The sequence below is a fragment of the Chitinophaga sancti genome (assembly GCF_034424315.1).
Taxonomy (GTDB): domain Bacteria; phylum Bacteroidota; class Bacteroidia; order Chitinophagales; family Chitinophagaceae; genus Chitinophaga; species Chitinophaga sancti.
This window is the reverse complement of the sequence record NZ_CP139972.1, coordinates 7,860,270-7,878,369: the sequence shown is the minus strand read 5'-3', so window position 1 is coordinate 7,878,369 and position 18,100 is coordinate 7,860,270. Positions and strand designations below refer to the sequence as shown.

The window sequence follows — 18,100 nt, the reverse complement described above, 5'->3', positions numbered from 1 at the left end:
ATTCCATCTTATGAAGACAGTACTCATTACTGCTTATGCAGTAAATCCTTACAAAGGTTCCGAAGATGCAATGGGGTGGAATATGATCCTACAAGCACTCAAAAACCACCGGGTAATTGCGGTGACCAGAAAAAATAATCAACCTGCTATAGAAAAATATTGTAAAGAACACCCTGAAAATGAACACTTTGATCGTTTGTCCTGTTATTACTTCGATTGGCCTTCGTGGGCAATTCGCTGGAAAAAAGGACCATTACTAAGCATGATATATTATTATCTATGGCAACTTACGCTTGCAATCTGGCTTTTCAGGAAGCGGTTAAATCCGGACCTCGTTCACAATTTAAACTTCCATAATGACTGGACCCCCAGTTTCCTATGGATATTGGGGAAACCGTTTGTATGGGGGCATGTAGGGCATCATAACAAAATTCCCCGCCAATATATTCTTCCCATATATGGACCCCGCACTTATTTACAGGATCGCTTGCTCTGGGTCATTAAGAATATATTTTGGTATGCCGATCCTTTCCTTTGGCTTTGTAAGCACAAAGCAGATGTAATCATTTGTATGAATAATGCTGCCGTAGAAAAGCTACGGCTTAAGAATAATTTTATTATTCATCCATCAGTGGCTGCAGATAAAGAGAACTCCTATATAAGCCAGGATCTCCAGCATTCATTTAATATACTATCTGTAGGACGATTGGTACCCTTAAAAGGGTTTGATCTTACCATAAGAGGGTTTGCCTGGTTTTACAATAATTTGCCGGCTGCTGATAGAGCAAAAGTATCTCTTACAATTGCGGGAAGCGGGCCAGCAGCGGAGCTACTTCATAAAATAGCCAGGGAAGAACAGGTAGAAGGGGTAATAAAATTTATTGATTGGCTGCCACGGGAAGAAGTGAAAAAGCTATATGCAAATGCCACCCTGTTTCTTTACCCTTCGCACGAAGGTGCAGGCATGGTCGTTCCGGAAGCCATGAGTTTCGGCTTACCTGTAATATGCCTGGATAATGATGGACCTGGGAAATTAGTCGCCCCCTCCTCCTGCCTGCTTGTAAAACAGGATGAATATTGGCCTACTGTCAAAGCTATCTCCGAAAAACTTCAACACCTCTACTGGAATTCGCCATTGCTTGCACAGGAAAAATTGCTCGCTACCGAGCGTCACCAGGATCTGTTTCAATGGAATGTAAGAGGGAAAATGCTAAATAAAGTGTATACATATGCAGCAGAAAAGAATAGTAGCTGTTCACTTGCTTAACGATTTTAGTGGTAGTCCATTAATATTAAAACAGAGTCTTGCCATACTTGCAAGCCATTATGAGGCGCATATTTTCACGTCTACCCCTTCGGGAAGTGGTTTTCTTTCCGGTAACCCGGCACTGCATTATCATCCCATTTTTTACAGGTGGAGCACCAACAAGTTCCTGACACTCCTTTACTTTTCATTTGCACAGTTAATATTGTTTTGCCGGTTGTTGATATTCCTAAAACGGGAGGATATTCTATATATTAACACACTATTACCTGCGGGAGCTGCAATTGCGGGAAAACTGAAAGGCTGCCAGGTTACCTGGCATATTCACGAGGTTTCCCTAAAACCCATTCTACTCCGGAAATTGCTTACTAACATCGCATTAAAAACCGGCGACAGGTTCATCTGTGTTTCTTCATTCGTAGCAAAACATTTCAATTTCCCGCCAGGGAAAACAGCAATCATCTACAATGCACTTGGCACCGATTTTACAGCCAATGCCGATTGCTTACTACCTTTTATAGACCGTGATAAAATTCCATTTACCGTTTTGATGGCTTGCTCCCTTAAGAAATATAAAGGGGTATTTGAATTTGTCGAAATCGCCAGGCTCCTGCCTGAAATAGAATTTATACTGGTGCTGAATGCCGAACCCGAAAAAGTTTTATCATTCAAAAAGCAAGTCCGGGTTCCTTCAAATTGCAATGTGCTTTCCGTGCAAAAAGAAATGGTTCCCTTTTATAGCCAGGCCCATCTTATTCTGAATCTTTCTCTGCCTCCCCTATGGATTGAAACTTTCGGTATGACAATCCTGGAAGGTATGTACATGGGTCTGCCTGCTATCGTACCTCCTATAGGCGGCATATGTGAACTTGTTACAGAAGGCGTTGAAGGTTATCGTATAGACGCGGGAAACATTAATAATATTAAGAATGCAATCCATCATTTACACACTCACCGGGACGTATATCAAAAACTATCAGATGCGGCCATAGCAAAAGCCGCTGAATTTTCCCAGGAAATGTTCAAACACAAAATCAAAAATTTGTTTTTAGCAAACCCGGTTAAACAGGAACTACATCATGGAATCTTTTTCCACTAATTGGAAAAATTCGTTTCCAGACAAAGCATATTACAATGAAATTCAGCCAATTATACTTTGGCATCAGAATCGATCATTCTATTTAAACCTCCAACGTTATGGTAAAAAGAAAAGCTGCAATTATAGGAACGGTTGGAATTCCTGCAAATTACGGAGGATTTGAGACCCTAACCGAACATCTGGTAGATAATCTTGCCAAACAATGGGACATAACTGTTTACTGCTCGGGAAAAAAATACGCAAAAAAAAGTCGCCTTCGTACATATAAGGGCGCCAGGCTGGTGTATTTGCCATTGGATGCAAACGGCATTCAAAGCATTTTCTATGACTGTATCAGTATCATTCATGCCCTTTTTTATGCAGATGTGTTACTAATCTTAGGGGTGAGCGGGGGCATTCTTCTCCCCTTTGTAAAACTGTTTACAAAAAAGAAAATCGTCATTTCGATAGATGGAATAGAATGGAAAAGGCAGAAGTGGAACAAATACGCCCGTTTATACCTATGGATGGCCGAATGGCTGGCTGTTCGTTTTTCTGATGCCGACATCTCAGACAATGAAGCTATCCAGGATTATACAGCCATGCGTTATAAATCTCACAGTAATATTATAGAGTATGGAGCAGATCATACAATAAAAGTTGCGCCATCGGAGGAGGATTGTGCTAAGTATAGCTTCCTTTCGGGAAAGTATGCATTTAATGTATGCAGGATTGAACCTGAAAATAACCTGGACCTGGTACTGGAAGCCTTTTCAAAAATGCCGGCCCGGCAACTGGTAGTAGTTGGCAACTGGAACAATTCAGATTATGGGAAAAATCTAAGAGAGAAATATGCATCCTGTACCCATATACTCCTGTTAGATCCAATTTATAACCAGCGTGAACTCGATGTATTAAGGGGAAATTGCCAGCTGTATATCCACGGCCATAGTGCCGGTGGTACCAACCCTTCCCTGGTAGAGGCAATGTACCTGGGCTTACCGGTTTTTGCATTTGGGGTTTCTTATAATAAGGCAACCACCGAAGGGAAAGCAGTCTATTTTAGAAATGCCAGGGAGTTAACATTACTGGTAGAAGAATCAGGAGAAGAGCAACTAAAATCTCTCGGGCAAACGATGAAAGAAATTGCCGAAAGGCGTTACACCTGGAAAAATATAGCAACAAAATACGAATGGCTGTTAAACAGGGTGCTTGAGAACAAAAAGGGCAAAGCTTTGCTTAGCCAGGTATCTGTAAAGCTCACGCGAAAGCACCTGCTTGATCTGGAAGTAGGCCATCTTTCCACCTCTGATTACTTTTATGATAAACGGTGACCATTATACGCAACAAAATGAAAAACTTAATCATTGAACTGTTCCCAACCCTTGTGCTGAGTTTAATTTCAGTGTCTGTATGTTTTCCTGTAATGATTAAATTGAGTTCGAAACTAGGGCTGGTAGATCGTCCCAACGATAGAAAAGTACATTATAAGCCCATTCCGGCTATTGGGGGCCTGGTAATCACGATGTCGTTGATTCCTGTTTTAATTTACAACCCGGCTTTGCTTGCTTTGCTGAAAGAGCACAAGGTAATAGCAATTTCCATGCTGATACTCATGGTAACAGGATTGTTAGATGACCGGTTTGGCCTGTCTCCCCGTATAAGGTTGCTTATCCAGGCCGGCTGTGCTACCTGGGCGGCAATGTCCGGGTATAACATTTCTTCTCTGCATGGAATTATGGGAATTGGGCATATCCCTACAATCATCTCCTGGATCTTAACGGCTATCATCATCACTGGAGTGACTAATGCTTTTAACCTGATAGACGGCATCGACGGACTGGCGGGTTCATTATCTCTGGCTAATATTATCGTTTTAGGTTTGGTAGCCGTATTCATTGACCAGGAAAAATGGCTGGCATTATTACTGCCAATGGCTATTGGCCTGCTTATATTTCTCAAATATAACTGGCGGCCGGCGAAAGTATTTATGGGGGATTCGGGTTCTCTTTTATTTGGATTTCTAACGACGGTGATAGGCATCCATTTTATCAATGCATCATCAGGTCTGAGTAAAGAAGATGGTGAAGTAGTGACAGTCATCGTCTCTGCCTGTTGCATGATACCCGTTATTGATTCCTTAAGGGTATTTTACGGAAGGATGAAAAAAGGCAATTCACCCTTTAAGGCAGATAAAACTCATCTGCATCACATCTTTCTGAAATTGCACCTGGCACATACAATTGCGACCAAACGCTTACTCAACCTACACATCGTTCTTATATTGTTGTCCGTTATCGGGCTCAAATGGTTCACCTTACCGTGGATCATCCTTGGTCAGATTGCCGGTACATTCCTATATATCTCGGGCGTTCGCATCATGTCATATTTCCAAAGGTGGTACCGTTTCCTCAAGTTACAGGAAATGAGTAACTAACGCCAGGCGAACCAGCCCTTATTGAAATCTTAAAACCAAACAGGCTACTTTCTTTGTACGTAGATTCCAGGTGAATATCTTCTTTTAATATCCCATTATCTGATAAATTATGAAGACTGCGCTATACCAATGCAAAAGTATGAATGATGACATCGTTACGGTGAAAACCGGCGCTGAGGAGAATAATGCATGCCTTGTATTATGTTTTGCAGGTCATCGTCGACTTGATGAGGAGGATTGGTATACCCGGCTAAAAGACAAGTTTCCCATTGCAGATATAGTGATATGCTCTACAGCAGGTGAAATTTGTAACACGATAGTTACGGAAGAGGGCGTCTCCTTTATTTCAATTGAGATGAAAAAAACCAGGATTGCTACCGGTAAAGTAAATATCTCCAATTACAAGGGAAGTTATGAGGCGGGAAAAGCACTGATTGAAAGCCTGGATAAAAAGGATTTACGTTATGTATTGGTGATATCTGACGGAGAGCTGGTAAATGGAAGCAAGCTTGTACAGGGAATGAATGATGGGGCAGGCAGTATCCTGATAACAGGTGGCCTTGCGGGTGATGGCAACCAGTTTCAATCTACATTAGTAGGCATTAATGGTAAACCTGAGAAAGGAGTGATTGCCTGCATTGGGTTCTATGGAGATCATTTGCTGGTAGGTCATGGCTCCCAGGGAGGTTGGGAAACTTTTGGCCTGGAAAAGAAGGTAACAAAATCTTCAGTGAATGTGTTATATGAGATAAATGACAAAAATGCACTGGACATTTATAAACATTATTTAGGTCCGGATGCCACAGCTCTTCCATGGGCAGCCTTATTATACCCGCTTTCTGTAAAATTACCAGGCACAGGAGAAGTTGTTGTAAGAACAATCTTGTCCATAGATGAGAAAGCCGGCAGCATGCGCTTTGCCGGAGACATACCAGAGGGTGCGCTTGTCAGGTTTATGCACGCTAATTTCGACCGCCTGACAAATGCAGCAGCAGGAGCAGCCGTACAATCCGTCGTTAAAAATGGAATACCACCTGATTTTGCATTACTGATTAGCTGCGTTGGAAGAAAGCTCATCCTCCAGTCAAGGGTGGAAGATGAAATAGAAGTAGTGGATGAAGTATTTAACCACCAAACACCTATCGTTGGCTTCTACTCCTATGGGGAACTATCGCCCCTTTTTCCCGGAGGTGCATGCCAATTACAAAATCAAACTATGACAATTACCACTTTCTATGAAATGGAATAAATTATTGGAACGTCAAATGTCAAAGTATCTTCCTGAACATTTGAGGGATAGTGAAGAATGCAGGCAGTTTTTATTGGCCATAAATACGTCATACAATTGCTACGACAGGGATCACCAGATGGCAGAGCGGGCATTTAAAATCAGTGAAGAAGAATACCTGCAGGTGAATGAACAATTTAAGCATGAACTTGGATTAAAGAAAACTTCCATTAAAGAACTACAGGATGCAATTGCCAGTATGAATGTCGGAGAAATCATTACTGATCACGACAACCTTATTGATATTGTACATTATCTGAAAGAGCAGGTATCCAAAAGAAAAGAAGCCGAAGAAAAACACCAGGATACTGCCAACAGGCTTTCCTTTTTAATCAGCAACCTGCAAAGTGGCATATTAGTCGAAGATGAACACAGAAAAATTGTAATAACGAATGATACATTCTGTAAACTGTTTGATATAAATGCGCCGGCAGAACTTTTAACGGGTATGGACTGCTCTCAGGCTGCGGAGCAATCCAAACATATGTTCAATCAACCAGAAATTTTTGTAGCCAGGATCAAAGAAATCCTACATGAAAAAAAACTGGTACTAAATGAAGAATTGAGATTGTGCGATGGAAGATTCTTCCTGAGAACTTATATCCCCGTTTTTTTGAAAGACATTTACAAAGGACATCTCTGGAACTACGAAGACGTTACTGAAAGGAAAAATGCAGAATCCCTGTTAAAAGCCAGCGAAGAACTTAGATATTTTGCCTTAGAAAGTAGTGGAGATGCGATCTGGGAATACTTCCCAAAGGAAGACAAAGTAGTACTTTCCGAAAGACACAAAGAAATTCTGGGGCTTGATAATAACAACCTAATCACCACCCCTATTGAATGGGTCTCCAGGTTACATCCGGATGATATAAGTATCATTACAGATCTTGCTAATGGCTATTCTTCCGGGAATAAATCTTCTCATCAATGTGAATACAGGATTAAAAATTCCCAGGGGGAATACACCTGGATCCTTGACAGGGGGATGGTAATGGCAAGGGGTAATGACAATGTACCTGAACGGGTAGTAGGCACACATTCAAATATAACTGAAAGAAAACAGGCCGAAGAAACATTACAGCGCAGTGAAGAGAAATACAGGAATATCATTGCCAATATGCACCTGGGATTAATGGAATTAGATGAAAACGGCTACATTAAATACGCTAATCAATGCTTTTGTGAAATGTCTGGTTACAGCCTGGATGAACTAAATGAAAAAAAAGTTACCAGCCTCTTTACTTTTGGAGAAAACAGCACACTGATAGAAGAAAAGAAAGCGCTTCGCAAAAAGGGTGTTTCAGACGCATATGAACTGGCTGTTAAAAATAAAAGAGGAGAATTAAAATGGTGGCTGGTGAGCGGCGCGCCATTGTATACTGACAACAACCATCTTTCCGGATCAATTGGAATATATCTTGATTTTACTGATCGTAAAAAGCTGGAATTTGAGCTCTCACAGGCCAGGGAAGAAGCAGAACTCTCTGCTAATGCAAAGGAATCCTTCCTGGTCAATATGAGCCATGAAATCAGAACCCCAATGAATGCCATCCTTGGTATGACCAGCCAGCTAACCAAAACATCCTTAAGTAAAGAACAGGAAAACTTTATCCAGATGATTAATACGGCTACTGATCATTTGATGGTAGTAATTAATGACATCCTGGATATGTCGAAGATTCAGGCAGGCATGTTAAATATTGAGAAAATAGGATTTAACATGCAGAGTGTTGTAAGACATGCTGTGCAATCTTTCACCACGAAAGCAGAAGAGAAAAAAATCCAGTTGCGCGCAGATGTGGATCCGGCTATTCCCCCGGTTTTGATTGGAGATCCTCATCGTTTAAACCAGATTATATTAAACCTTGTGAGCAATGCTGTAAAATTCACAGACAAGGGAGGCGTAGTAATTACTGTAAAATTAACCAACAAAACAGGAGATAAACACTACATAGAAATCAGGGTAATGGATACAGGAATTGGTATGGATGGAGAATTCCTGGAACACCTTTTTGATAAATTTGCACAGGAAGATAAAAGCTTTGCCAGGAAATATGGAGGAACGGGGCTGGGCATGGCAATTACCAAACAATTGGTGGTTTTGATGGACGGTGATATTGATGTACAAAGTGGAAAGGGAAGAGGTACTGAATTCTGTATCAAATTGCCTTTCATAAAAGGCTCCAACCTGAACCTCCCGGTAAAAGGAACATTGAATGTCGATAAAAACATCTTTGACAATAAAAAAATCTTGTTAGTAGAAGATTATGAAATGAACCGGCTGGTAGTACATTCTATGCTCAGGAATTTCAACCTGGATATCACAGAAGCTGAAAATGGCCAGGAAGCTATAGATCTGTTAAAACAGCAAACGTTTGACCTGGTGCTGATGGACGTACAAATGCCGATAATGAGTGGCCTGGAGGCAATTACAATCATCAGGGAGCAGTTAAAACTGTCGTTACCGGTTATAGCACTTACGGCCAATGCCGTTAAAGGAGAGAATGAAAGATGCCTCAATGCCGGCATGTCCGCTTATATTTCCAAACCTTTCAATGAAATTGAATTAATCGAAAAAATGGCCATACAGCTTACACACAATAACAACGATCACCCAGATTCAAATGGGGCAGCTGGTCCGGAAGAAGAAGGACTGCTTTATAGCCTGGATAAACTTAAAATGATTGGAAATGATGATACGGTTTTCATAGAAAAAATGCTCCGTCTTTTCATCGAAAAAGTACCTGAATCCGTCGGCATTATTATCAAATCATGGGAAAATAAAGATATTGACGGGATCAAAGCACAAGCGCACAAAATGAAGACTGCGATATATAATCTATCTGTTACCAGTCTTCAGGATACTGTTCATGACCTGGAACTTATATCAGCAGAGGAACTCCAGGAATCCAAAGTAAGCGAGAATATCATCCGCTTAAAAAGTATCATAGACAAGGTAGTGGAACAAATAAAAAGCTCTGTTTATATGCAGCAGGTTAAATAGTCAGATGAATTTTGTTATTATTAATCAATTTGTAAATTGTTGATTTCCCAATCTTCAGTTTCCTGGCCACTAAAACCACATTATTATCATATTTTTTCAAGAAAGCCTGTACAATATCAATATAGTAATCCTCCATGGTCTTATCCTCCTGCCAGCCAACCAACCTGGCACGGGTACCTGAAAAACGGATATCCTCAGGAATAATTTCATCACCATTACAGAGGATGCAGGCAAGATCAATAATAGCCTTTAATTCACGGATATTACCCGGGAAATTATATTTTAATAGTTTTTCTTTTGCCGGTGCGGATAATTTAAGCACGTTCCTGATATTATTCTTTTTGCATGCTTCCTCAATAAAAGAATTTGCAAGTAAGATCACATCACTCCCCCTATCCCTTAATGGTGGCAACTCTATGGGTAATCCTAAAATCCTGTAATAAAGATCCTCCCTGAAATTGCCTTTCTGCACTTCTTCCTCAAGGTTTTTATGAGTGGCCACAATCAGCCGCACATTAAAATGAATGATTTCATTTCCTCCAATACGGCTCAATTCCCTTTCCTGCAATACCCTTAACAGTTTAGTCTGTATATTTAGATCTGCTTCCGCAATTTCATCAAGGAACAGGGTTCCTTTATTGGCATCTTCAAATCTTCCCTGCTTCCGGGCGATAGCACCGGTAAAAGCGCCTTTCTCATGCCCGAATAATTCACTTTCAATCAGCTCTCTTGGTATCGCAGCCAGGTTAACTGCCACAAAATTATACTTCTTCCGGTTACTGTTATAGTGAATGGCTTTAGCGGCAAGTTCCTTCCCAGTTCCGGTTTCACCGGTAAGAGATACATTGATCTCACTATTACTGGCCTTTTCCAATAAGGTAAATACCTTTCTTAATGCCGGTGACGCACCTTTAATAATCTTTTCAAACTCATATTTCCGCCCCAGCTCCTCTTTTAACTCCGCTACCTCCTGTCTTAATGATTGATTTTCCCGTATGCGTATAATCGAATTCCACAACTTGCTCTTCACATTGTCATCTTTCACCAGGTAGTCGGTTACACCCATTTTTAAGAATTCAACCGCGGTATTTATATCATCTTGTCCGCTGATCACTACGACTGGCAAATCAGGATTAAAATCCCTGATCTTTTTAAATAAGGTTAAGCCATTCATATCGGGCATTGAATAGTCGATAGTAACCAGGTCCGGGCGCTTATATAATTCCTTTAAACATTCGGATCCACTATTAAACCTGCGAATAATGTAATCGGGATTCATAGACAACTGGTATTCCAGTATCTCACCATATAAGGGATCGTCTTCAACAATATAAATAGAGAACTGTGCCATATTTCGGAGAACTAAACAAATTGAGTGCTTAAATACTTTTGACCTAATTTACAACGAAACAAAGAGTTGAAATGTAAGTTAACAACCTTTACCAAATTTAAAGTTATTCTTATTCAATGAGCATCATTCAGGGCTAATTCTGGTGTTTTTTTTTAAGTGTTACTCAACCTGTAAACATGATGTTCCTTCAACATCTATCTGAAATCACTTATCTTTATACACCCTAACACCCGGCCATGAATTGTCGTAACCTATACTTCTTAGTATTTCTTATCTGTCATTGTTTGATTGCATCCGCACAACAATGTTCTCCCACCTTCCAGGAAATCCTCGTTATAGACGGTGAATGCGCCGGATTGTGGCTGGGGAGTGTATGTACCAGGTGCCTTCAGTCCTGATAACGACGGGAAGAACGATGTGCTAAGGCCGGTGGTATTAGGGAGCGTAAAAAAGTATGTATTCACGGTATTTGACCGATGGGGAACAATCATATACCAGACTAACCAGACAGATCAGGGTTGGGATGGAATGTATAAAAATCAACCTGCAAATATTGGCGCTTATGTGTGGATGTGTGAATATGAATTAAAGGGTGATGAGCCTAAAATAATAAGAGGTGCTGCGACACTGTTAAGATGATCATACGCTATTATTATCTCTGGCTCCAATTACGACATCATCATAACCAATATAAGTGGGTTGCCCCTGATATTTTATTTTTATACTTTTGATACATGCAGGTAATCGAATATCCCCGCTAATACTACTATGACAGACGAACAGGCCATCAAAATCATCGAAAATGAATTCAAACAAAAGACACTTGCGGTGACTGAGCAGTACCTTGCAATTCATAGTCCAATTTATACTGACAATAAGATAAAAATTGACCGTATTGACCGGGAAAGTAAGGACAATCTGGTCATCGCATACTTACCAGTCCTGAACGAAAGCTTTTATTTTACTGTATATCAGCACTTTTTTCTACCTTAGTAGCAATCGGTTCAGGATTAGTTGGCTACCCCACACCTGGCGAAGGGCATGAAATATCTCCAGCCTTTTTCCTGTTAATTCAATAATCGCTCCATCTCTTCTATGGTTGCCCTTGCAGGTTTCACAGTGAAAATACCTGTTGTTGATTCCTGCCGGATTCCTCTTAGGAATAAATAAATAACACCCCCAAAATGGCGGTCATAATCAAAATGTGGTAATCTCGTACCCAGGTACTTCTTAACGGCCAATGTGTATACCAGGTATTGTAAATGGTAATTATTATTATTCATTTCTGCCCCTAATGCCCCGGTGTTGTAGCTGTCAATATCAGGTCCCAGGTAATTGGATTTCCAATCCAGCACAAAGAACTTCCCTTTGTGTTCAAAAAATAAGTCCACCTTACCATTCATGATTCCTTCCAGTTCCTGCTGACTGTAATCAGAAAATCGCCGCACATTGATAGACACATTTTCATCAGATAGCTGCTGTAATACCTGTGGCTGGAACAAGCCCACCGGGAAATCAAATTCAAATTCAGCCAATCGCTTTTCCCAGCCTATGGATGATAAACTGAAATGACTTTCACCCACCTCTAGTTGTACACCAACCACATGCTGTATCAGCTGCTGCAACATCGGCTTATACACTTCTTCCTGGCCGGGTACATAACGATCAATGGCGGTTTGCACCCAGTATTCCCATTTTGTATTGTCGGAAAAACTGATATTCTCAAATATAAAGTGCAGGAGATTACCAGTCTTAGCACCCCGTTTCAGGGTGTTGAAGATGAACTGGTCGTATGGATCTGTTAAGGCCTCTGCATATGGGAGGTTTTTATGTTCCTGTTTGGAGCTTAACATGGTGTAACTCATCTTCCGCCAGTTCTCCTCTTCCAGATGAAAGTAAACTTCCCCGGGGTTTTTTGCCTGGCTTTGAGGTAATTGTTGTTCCTGGTAGCGTTCATCAGGCATTTCAGGTAACTGTTCCAGCAGTTGTATATTGGGCGTTACTATTTTTTTCAGCTCATTGACAAATACTTTCAGGGTGGATTCTTTTTCCTTTACGTTATTGTAGATGTAGCATTTATATACTGATCGTGTAATGGCGACATACACCAGGCGCCTGTTCTCCTGTTCCTGCTGATCCCGATAGGCTTGTAATTGCTCTTCGCTCTGCCGGCCTTGTTCTGCGGTGTAGTATTCTCCGCTTTCCGGATCACGGAAGGAGACGAAATCGTCATTCTTTCGTTCTGTAAAATCGAGGTAGGGGGCTAATACAATATTATATTCCAGGCCCTTGCTTTTATGAATGGTCACGATCTTCACCGCAGACTCATCGCTTTCCATACGTTGTGCGAATTCATCACCAGGTATATCCATACCGTCAATGCCTCGTTTCAACCAGGATATCAGATCGCGTAAGGATAGGTTTCGTCTGCTCTGCACCTGGTGCACTATTTCGGTCAGCTGTAATAAATTGGTAAGTATGCGTTCCCCATTTTCATTGCGGACTTTCAGTAATGTAGTACGAACGTTGAAATCTGCCAGGAATGACATCAATGCCGCATATACGCCGTCTTTATCAAACAGCTCCCGGTACTTCATAAAGCAGGCATATACAACTTCATCATCAAGATGTAGCATATCGTCTACGGAGAATCCTGTGAGTGGTGATAAGAGGGAACGATTGATGGTAGAGCGTTCCGGAGACGCTATCGCTTCCAGCAGGTAAAATATTTCTATGGCTTCCGGTGTATTGAATACCTTGACCTCATCTATCAATACAGCGGGTATGCCATTTCTGGCCAGCTCATTCTTTACATCACGGCCCTCTGTGCCGGTTCTTACTAAAATACCAATGTCTTCCGGTGTAACTGAGCGGCTGTTTCCATTGGGTTTGGTAATGCGGAATGCAGGATCTACAAGCAGTTGTGTAACCTGTGCGGCTACACCATGAGCAATTTCCGGCTTGGTTTTACCATCATAAATGGTAATGGGCGTTTCCTGGTGCTGTCCGTGATAGAGCAGGCCCTTACGCTGTTCTTCAGGACTTTCCACATCAATATAGTCGATGCTATCCTGCTGATTGCTGAAGCAGAACGTATCAAAATCCGGAGTAGGTTTGAAAAAGGTATTCATTGCCTGAATCATAGTTGCCGAAGACCGGAAGTTCTGATTCATACTATACAGGTGCTGCACGCTGCTGCGTGCTTCAAAATAAGTATTGATATCTGCTTTGCGCCAGGCGTATATACTTTGTTTAGGATCACCGATGTAGAACAGGATCGTATCAGTGCCGAAGGCGGTATTGAAAATCTCATATTGCTGCCGGTCGGTATCCTGAAATTCGTCGATAAATACGGCTTTATATTTTTCCCGCATTTTTTCGACAAGCGCGGGGTTGTCTCGTTGTACCAATGCTTTGTGCAGGTTCACGATCAGGTCGTCGTAGCCGAGCATATTATTGCGTGACATATAACCATGAACGCCGGTCACTCCTTTGCTGATGGCGAAGCAGGTGAGCCAGTGATGGATTGTATTCAGATAATCGTCGATGGCTGTTTCAAGGGTTTCCTGTTTGTCAATGAGTTCAATGATATCGCCAAATAGCTCATGGATATACGCAGGAGGTTTACTAGCGTTCTTCTTCGCTTTCAACTCCTGAATAAATGCAGCAGCATCGGGCAATAAGGGCTCAAATGCCTTCTTTGCATAAGTATTCTTCTTAGCAGCGGAGGCAATATCGGCCTGGTGCTGATGAATGTAGTCTTCAATTACTTTTTTAGCAGCATCATTCTCCTCGTACAAGCGGGTGTATCCTGTCATCCAGTCATCCTGTTGCTGTGATGAGATACTGTAATCGGTGGCTTCATCATAGCCCAGATATTTCCGGCCACTCATATGTTCCTTCAATATTTTCTGCATACGGATACGCATCCCTTCACTCCATAGTCGTTGCAGCAGGGCCGGGTGTAAGGTGGTAACCTGCCGGCGCCAGAATTTATTGAGTTCTTTTTCCACGATCGGACTCATATCAGGCACCATCTGGGCGCCAAATAACTGGTCTGTTTCAAAGGCATATTCATTCAGCACCTGCTGACAAAAGCTATGGATCGTCAATACAGAAATTTCATCCAGCAGGAGTACGGCATCTCTTAAGAGGTGATTGACAGTTTGTATATCAGACGCCACAATAGCCTGTATTACCACGGTCATAATACCATCATCATCAATCTCCTTGAGGAAGCTTACCTTATAGGCCTCGCGGATAAACAACCTGATACGGTCTTTCAATTCTGCAACGGCAGCTTTGGTGAAAGTAACCATCAGGATGTCTTTTACAGGCACACGTTTTTCCAGTATCAATCGCAATACAAGGAGGGCAATGGAATAGGTTTTACCCGTTCCTGCACTGGCCTCGATGAGATTACTTTCTGATAAGGGTACGCTCTCGGCGTCAAAATGTTGATATCCTGCTGTCGTCATTTATTTGCTATAATATGCTGGAAAAATTTCGTTCAGTGGTAGAATGACCTGCTCACAGATTCGTTTGAAAGTAGCTGCGTGGTTTTCGTGCTGGAAATAGCCACGTTCAAATTCTTTCATCATGTATTTATCTCTGATGCTATATTTCTTAAATGTATCCTTTACTTTTTGGGCGAACAATTCCGAATCAATTCTGGCCACTTCTGAAGGAGTAATTTTGAAGTCGGGCGAAAAAGGTAATATCTCTGTCATGCCCAGCAGATAGAGATTTTTCAGTGCTTTCAATCGTTGCAGCGCATCTTCACGACCGATCTTTCCGGCTTCAAAAACCTGGTTTTTAGCTGTAGTAGAGATAAATAATAAGCCATTCAACTGCCCGGCCGCAATGCCTGCCAGGTAACAGATATAGGCTTCGATGAGATATTTCAGTTCACTTTTTGACCAGGATACTTTTACTAACCTGCCATCATATACGTGATCGAGTGTACACTTCATGGTAATTTCATCCAGCTGCAGGTCAAACTCGAGTCGTACCGGCTCTATTCCTTGAGTACTGGCTTCAAACAACGTACGTGCAGGTTGTACGACCTCTTCTACATTTTGCACAGCTACATAAGCCATGTTTCGTAGGGGTAGTCGGCCAGTCTTCACGAGGGCCAGGCGATCAGCAGCAGTTAAACCCTCAGAAGGTAACAGCTGTTGTTTCATGTTCCATTGCTGCAGGTGGTCCAGGCTAAATAACTCTGTTTCTCCGAGGAGAAGGGTTGCATCATTGAAGTAAATACCCAGTACTTTATTGTAATAGGCTTTGACCGGATTTTTGAAGAAACTGGTCAGCATATCCAATGTAAATTCTTCCAGCTGTGGTTGTTCTACAGCCTTGCTGGGGTTGATGAAACGAAGGCCGGAAGAGGTATTGACCCCGAGGTAACTATACAAACCAGGTACCTGTTCGTACTTGCGGCTGAATTCCTGCAGGGGTTGTACCCTGATCATTAGTTTACGCACTTCTTCCTGGTCACCTTCGTAGCCCCCTTCAATATAGTCGAGCAATTCATCCACCAGTGCAGATGGAGGAATCGCGGTATTATCATTTACACTTCTGCCTAAATAACTGATGTATAAATATTGTTGTGCAGAGATGGTCGTTTCCAGGAAAAGGTGTTTGTCATTTTCCCTGAGGTTACGATCACCCCGTTTGGGTTGCTTCGACATAATATCGAAGCTGGATTTATTTTCTTTACGGGGAAATTTATCATGGTTTAATCCCAATAGTGCTACCACTTTGAATGGAATACTACGCATGGGGATCAGGGAGCAAAAGGTGATACCGCCATTTGCAAACAGGCTGCTACGTTTAGTACCCGTAATCACATTCAGCAGACTATGTACAAATACACCATAGGGAACGCTTTCTGTGAGGTAGTCGTGCAGCAGGTTGAATTCAGACAATTCTTTTAGCAGGGTGGTGTAGTCTTCATCGCTTTCATCCTGCTGTTCGTACACGAGTGCATGTAGTAATTGCTCCACATACCTGACCCAGTCAGCAATGCTGCGATCTTCCCTGCGTTCTTCAACAGCGGTGATGAGTACCTGTGCAAAATGGCAAAACCGGATTAATACGTAGGCATCCTGTCCTTCTACGATATCCAAAGGGAAGAAGCTGTCTGCATGCTCTCCAAATTCCGGTTCACCACTCATGCAAATGCCATACATAATGCGCTGTATGCCGTATTTCCAGCTTACATAGCGTGTTTCATCTTCTTTATTGCCGTCTATGCCAAAACGGATATTTGCAGCTTCTACTACCGGCCGGAGGTATACGGGATCATGCAGGTTAAAACGTTTACGGATGTAGGAAAAGTCGAGCAGTTGCATCACGGCTTCTGCTGCAAATGTTTCTTCATCCAATAATAGTAAGGCTTGCAGGGAATGGAACAAGTTGTCCTTGTCGGCATAACTTTCATCGGCGATCGTATAGCGAAAGCGGTGAGGCGCATGATTAAAGACAGCTTTGATATAGGGTGCATAGGCATCAATATCGCTGACCATCACCACAATATCCCGGGAGGATAATTTTTCTTTTCTTTGATCGGAAAGGTGTACCAGGTAGTTGTACAGCGCTTCTACTTCTCTGGCCACGGTGTAACAAGCCTGTACGGTGACGGAGCCGTCAGACAGATCATCTTTGGATAAGCGTATGCGTTGATCAGTAGTGGATGCTAAGAATATATCATACTGAATTTTATGTAAAAGTGAATCAATAGATGGTTCTACCACGCCTATTTCTTCATAGGCATTGAGGAAGCTGTCATTGGCGAAAAACAGGCCGAAGCTGTTTTGAATGACCTTGCCCCAGCCCGTGAGTAGTTCATTACCTATATTAGCGGCATCAGCTTTGTCCTGCAGCCCTTTTGCCCGCCAGCGGGCTAATTGTTTTTCGTTACGGTCTTCAAACCAGAAAAAGCCGGGTGCAGGATTGAGGATATGAAAATGAACATCCGTTATTTTAGCGACTTCCTGAAGTATCTGGACGTGGAATGCCGTGAGAATTGATAAGCCAAACAGGTGGATGGCTGGCATCCGGGAAGCGAGCGTAGCGTGTTTATCAGGATGATGGGCCAGTGTATCGAGAATATAATTTCCGATGAGTGTTTTGTCGGGTAAAACGCTGCCGGAGAGTTCTTTTACTCTTACCCAGAGCCACTCCTGCCATTCTTCTGTTTGGAGGGTTTGCATATTTGCCTTGTTCCATTCCTGTATCATTTCAGGGCGGTATACCTGGTATTGGTCGAGTAAATCCGCCACTTTTTCTGCCAGTACCATCTTCTTCAGGTCTGTTTCAACGCCATGATCTACATAGTAGGCAGCCACCTCCGGGTAGCGGGTTATAAATTCCGTTTCACCCAGTAGTTTAAATATCAACCAGCTCAGGTGTTGCGAGGACATGGCATCTATACTGGGGCCTCCCATTATCACATATAGCTGGAACAGGAGGTCGTTTGGCTTCAGGAAGCGGGCATTAGCCGCAATGCCCACCTGGTATGCCTGCTGGTGTTTCAACCAGTTGTTCATACCTTCGGTCTGTGTAATGATATAGTAAGGCTGAAATACATTATAGTGCGCCGCCTGAAGGTCATTCACCAATCCTTCGGCAAGGCTTAATAAGGAATTAGACACCTTTAGATATAATGCCATAA

The 18,100-nt window shown here is 42.1% G+C and carries 11 protein-coding genes; 8 read left to right on the top strand and 3 right to left on the bottom strand.

Features of this window, described 5'->3' with window-relative positions:
• Positions 1–10 precede the first annotated feature (10 nt).
• The 6 genes from U0033_RS31110 to U0033_RS31085 all read left to right on the top strand — a co-directional run bounded on the left by U0033_RS31110 (position 11) and on the right by U0033_RS31085 (position 9,071).
• Positions 11–1,267, top strand: coding sequence for a glycosyltransferase family 4 protein (locus tag U0033_RS31110; protein WP_072363288.1), 1,257 nt, complete (start codon positions 11–13; stop codon positions 1,265–1,267).
• The gene (locus U0033_RS31105; protein WP_072363289.1) at positions 1,230–2,363 is read left to right on the top strand and encodes a glycosyltransferase family 4 protein; all 1,134 of its coding nucleotides are present in this window, start codon (positions 1,230–1,232) and stop codon (positions 2,361–2,363) included. The genes U0033_RS31110 and U0033_RS31105 overlap by 38 nt, the downstream gene beginning before the upstream one ends.
• Before the next feature lie 98 nt (positions 2,364–2,461).
• Positions 2,462–3,676: a DUF1972 domain-containing protein gene (locus tag U0033_RS31100; RefSeq protein WP_072363290.1), complete on the top strand. Its 1,215-nt coding sequence runs from the start codon at positions 2,462–2,464 to the stop codon at positions 3,674–3,676.
• Positions 3,677–3,693: 17 nt separating this feature from the next.
• The gene (locus tag U0033_RS31095) at positions 3,694–4,779 is read left to right on the top strand and encodes a glycosyltransferase family 4 protein (RefSeq protein ID WP_072363291.1); all 1,086 of its coding nucleotides are present in this window, start codon (positions 3,694–3,696) and stop codon (positions 4,777–4,779) included.
• Between the two features lie 109 nt (positions 4,780–4,888).
• Positions 4,889–6,028 (top strand): FIST signal transduction protein, encoded by a 1,140-nt coding sequence (locus tag U0033_RS31090; protein ID WP_072363292.1) that lies wholly within the window; start codon positions 4,889–4,891, stop codon positions 6,026–6,028.
• 16 nt (positions 6,029–6,044) lie between these two features.
• A complete protein-coding gene (locus U0033_RS31085) occupies positions 6,045–9,071 on the top strand; it encodes a PAS domain S-box protein (RefSeq protein ID WP_177318656.1) in 3,027 nt (1,008 codons plus the stop codon).
• On the opposite strand, the gene U0033_RS31080 is transcribed toward U0033_RS31085, so the two are convergent.
• Positions 9,064–10,422, bottom strand: coding sequence for a sigma-54-dependent transcriptional regulator (locus tag U0033_RS31080; protein WP_072363294.1), 1,359 nt, complete (start codon positions 10,420–10,422; stop codon positions 9,064–9,066). The two genes, U0033_RS31085 and U0033_RS31080, sit on opposite strands and share 8 nt — an antisense overlap.
• A gap of 342 nt (positions 10,423–10,764) precedes the next feature.
• Here U0033_RS31080 and U0033_RS31075 point away from each other — a divergent pair, with 342 nt between their 5' ends.
• Both U0033_RS31075 and U0033_RS31070 read left to right on the top strand, forming a co-directional pair.
• A complete protein-coding gene (locus tag U0033_RS31075; protein WP_083571668.1) occupies positions 10,765–11,061 on the top strand; it encodes a T9SS type B sorting domain-containing protein in 297 nt (98 codons plus the stop codon).
• A 129-nt stretch (positions 11,062–11,190) separates the two neighbouring features.
• Positions 11,191–11,415 carry a hypothetical protein gene (locus tag U0033_RS31070; RefSeq protein ID WP_072363296.1) on the top strand — a complete coding sequence of 75 codons (225 nt, stop codon included), beginning with the start codon at positions 11,191–11,193 and terminating at the stop codon, positions 11,413–11,415.
• A gap of 74 nt (positions 11,416–11,489) precedes the next feature.
• Here U0033_RS31070 and recB read toward each other — a convergent pair whose 3' ends face one another.
• Positions 11,490–14,900 carry an exodeoxyribonuclease V subunit beta gene (recB, locus tag U0033_RS31065; protein WP_072363297.1) on the bottom strand — a complete coding sequence of 1,137 codons (3,411 nt, stop codon included), beginning with the start codon at positions 14,898–14,900 and terminating at the stop codon, positions 11,490–11,492.
• Positions 14,901–18,098 (bottom strand): exodeoxyribonuclease V subunit gamma, encoded by a 3,198-nt coding sequence (gene recC / locus U0033_RS31060; RefSeq protein WP_072363298.1) that lies wholly within the window; start codon positions 18,096–18,098, stop codon positions 14,901–14,903.
• Positions 18,099–18,100: the final 2 nt, after the last annotated feature.

Coding starts and splice junctions, on each gene's coding strand:
- U0033_RS31110 (WP_072363288.1), top strand. CDS start 11: ATGAAGACAGTACTCATTACTGCTTATGCAGTAAATCCTTACAAAGGT.
- U0033_RS31105 (WP_072363289.1), top strand. CDS start 1,230: ATGCAGCAGAAAAGAATAGTAGCTGTTCACTTGCTTAACGATTTTAGT.
- U0033_RS31100 (WP_072363290.1), top strand. CDS start 2,462: ATGGTAAAAAGAAAAGCTGCAATTATAGGAACGGTTGGAATTCCTGCA.
- U0033_RS31095 (WP_072363291.1), top strand. CDS start 3,694: ATGAAAAACTTAATCATTGAACTGTTCCCAACCCTTGTGCTGAGTTTA.
- U0033_RS31090 (WP_072363292.1), top strand. CDS start 4,889: ATGAAGACTGCGCTATACCAATGCAAAAGTATGAATGATGACATCGTT.
- U0033_RS31085 (WP_177318656.1), top strand. CDS start 6,045: ATGTCAAAGTATCTTCCTGAACATTTGAGGGATAGTGAAGAATGCAGG.
- U0033_RS31080 (WP_072363294.1), bottom strand. CDS start 10,422: ATGGCACAGTTCTCTATTTATATTGTTGAAGACGATCCCTTATATGGT.
- U0033_RS31070 (WP_072363296.1), top strand. CDS start 11,191: ATGACAGACGAACAGGCCATCAAAATCATCGAAAATGAATTCAAACAA.
- recB (WP_072363297.1), bottom strand. CDS start 14,900: ATGACGACAGCAGGATATCAACATTTTGACGCCGAGAGCGTACCCTTA.
- recC (WP_072363298.1), bottom strand. CDS start 18,098: ATGGCATTATATCTAAAGGTGTCTAATTCCTTATTAAGCCTTGCCGAA.